Source organism: Cobetia sp. (assembly GCF_983723665.1).
Map to the genome: position 1 here is coordinate 3,161 of NZ_CFDJES010000166.1, position 2,206 is coordinate 5,366.

Genomic DNA, 2,206 nt, shown 5'->3' on the forward strand with positions numbered 1-2,206 from the left:
AACGCCTGATGCAACGCACACACAACAATCGCGCCTGGTGGCTGGTGCTGCCGGTAGTCATCGTGGTGGCATTCTCGGCCATCATCCCGATGATGACGGTGGTCAACTACTCGGTGCAGGACATCTTCGACCCCTCCACGCGCTTCTTCGTCGGCACCGAGTGGTATCGCGAGATCCTGCGTGACGAGCGCCTGCACGATTCGCTGATCCGTCAGTTCGTCTATTCATTCGCGGTGCTAGCCATCGAGATTCCGCTGGGGATCGCCGTGGCGCTCTCGATGCCGCGCAAGGGCTTCATGGTCTCGCTGTGCATGATTCTGCTGGCCTTGCCGCTGCTGATCCCCTGGAATGTGGTCGGCACCATCTGGCAGATCATCGGTCGTGAGGACATCGGTCTCTACGGCTGGGCGCTGGGCCAGCTGGGCATCGACTACAACTACGCCTCCAATCCGGCTGACGCCTGGGTGACGGTGCTGGTGATGGATGTCTGGCACTGGACGTCGCTGGTGGCGTTGCTGTGCTATTCGGGGCTACGTGCCATTCCCGATGTCTATTACCAGGCCGCGCGTATCGACCGTGCCTCGCCCTGGGCCGTGTTCCGCTACATCCAGCTGCCCAAGCTCAAGAGCGTGCTGTTGATCGGCATCATGTTGCGCTTCATGGACAGCTTCATGATCTACACCGAGCCCTTCGTGCTCACCGGTGGCGGGCCGGGTACCACCACCACCTTCCTGTCCCAGACCTTGACCCAGATGGCGATCGGCCAGTTCGATCTCGGACGTGCCGCAGCCTTCTCGCTGATCTACTTCCTCATCATCCTGCTGGTCTCGTGGCTGTTCTATACCGCCATGACCCATCAGGACAGTGACGACGCCTGAGGAGACGAGTGATGACCACACGCAAGCGTCTGGTAATGACGATCTATCTGCTGTTCCTGCTGGTGCCGATCTACTGGCTGCTGATCATGTCCTTCAAGTCGAATCAGGAGATTCTCGGCGGCCTGACCCTGTGGCCCGAGAACTTCACCTTCGACAACTATCGGGTGATCTTCACCGACCCCAGCTGGTACATGGGCTACCTCAACTCGATGAGCTACGTGGTGCTCAACATGCTCATCTCGCTGGCGGTGGCGCTGCCGGCGGCCTATGCCTTCTCGCGCTATCGCTTCCTGGGCGACAAGCATCTGTTCTTCTGGCTGCTGACCAATCGCATGGCGCCGCCGGCGGTCTTCCTGCTGCCGTTCTTCCAGCTCTATTCCTCGGTGGGGCTGTTCGATACCCCGCTGGCGGTGGCACTCGCGCACTGTCTGTTCAACGTGCCGCTGGCGGTCTGGATTCTGGAAGGCTTCATGTCCGGCGTACCCAAGGAGATCGATGAGACGGCCTATATCGACGGCTACAGCTTCCCGCGCTTCTTCCTGACGCTGTTCATTCCGATGATTCGCCCGGGAATCGGGGTGACCGCCTTCTTCTGCTTCATGTTCTCGTGGGTGGAGCTGTTGCTGGCGCGAACCCTGACCTCGACGGAGGCGAAACCGATAGCGGCGGTGATGACGCGAACGGTCTCGGCCTCGGGCATCGACTGGGGCGTGCTGGCCGCCGCCGGTGCCCTGACGCTGATTCCCGGCATTCTGGTGATCTACTTCGTGCGCAACCATGTCGCCAAGGGCTTCGCCCTGGGCCGGGTGTGATCGTCACCAGGCCGAGCGCCGCTGTCATTGCCGTCAGCAAGTCTCTGCTGGCGGCCCACAAGAGGACATGATGATGGAATGGATGGCCTGGACACTGCCCACGTCACTCTTCTTTGCCGGTATCGGCACCCTGCTGCTGGGCATGACCGCCTGGCAGTTCGTGACCCCGACGCTGAGTCGGCAGGGATTTCTGCCCATCGCGACCACGCGGGGCGACAGACTGTTCATCGGCCTGCTCTCCAGCGGCTGGCTGCATCTGCTGTGGTTGGGCTTTACCGATCAGGTGCTGTGGATGATCAGCATCGTGTGTGTCGTCTGGATGCTGGTGTTGATGAAGTGGGGATGAAGTGGGGATGACATGCGGGGAGATGTGAAGAGGAGAGAGCGCTGACGACAGGCAGCGTCGCCCGGTGGCAACACGGAACCGGACAGCCTGAGGGGAGTCCCAAGCGGTTCTGACTGGCATCCGCCAGTGTCATTCGCCGCTCTGGAATCTCGTTGCATGTCGTCATCTCG

General features: G+C 61.0%; 3 protein-coding genes. All 3 read left to right on the forward strand.

What is annotated here, in order from left to right:
- Nucleotides 1–8 precede the first annotated feature (8 nt).
- The 3 genes from AC4FAH_RS13025 to AC4FAH_RS13035 all read left to right on the forward strand — a co-directional run bounded on the left by AC4FAH_RS13025 (nucleotide 9) and on the right by AC4FAH_RS13035 (nucleotide 2,036).
- Entirely contained in the window at nucleotides 9–878 is an 870-nt protein-coding gene (locus tag AC4FAH_RS13025) for a carbohydrate ABC transporter permease (RefSeq protein ID WP_043334509.1), read from the forward strand.
- 11 nt (nucleotides 879–889) lie between these two features.
- Nucleotides 890–1,690, forward strand: coding sequence for a carbohydrate ABC transporter permease (locus tag AC4FAH_RS13030; protein ID WP_043334505.1), 801 nt, complete (start codon nucleotides 890–892; stop codon nucleotides 1,688–1,690).
- 73 nt (nucleotides 1,691–1,763) lie between these two features.
- The gene (locus AC4FAH_RS13035) at nucleotides 1,764–2,036 is read left to right on the forward strand and encodes a DUF2160 domain-containing protein (protein WP_043334560.1); all 273 of its coding nucleotides are present in this window, start codon (nucleotides 1,764–1,766) and stop codon (nucleotides 2,034–2,036) included.
- Nucleotides 2,037–2,206: the final 170 nt, after the last annotated feature.

Bases quoted from the DNA above. Each gene is read 5' to 3' on its own strand.
- AC4FAH_RS13025 (WP_043334509.1), top strand. From the start codon at position 9: ATGCAACGCACACACAACAATCGCGCCTGGTGGCTGGTGCTGCCGGTA.
- AC4FAH_RS13030 (WP_043334505.1), top strand. From the start codon at position 890: ATGACCACACGCAAGCGTCTGGTAATGACGATCTATCTGCTGTTCCTG.
- AC4FAH_RS13035 (WP_043334560.1), top strand. From the start codon at position 1,764: ATGGAATGGATGGCCTGGACACTGCCCACGTCACTCTTCTTTGCCGGT.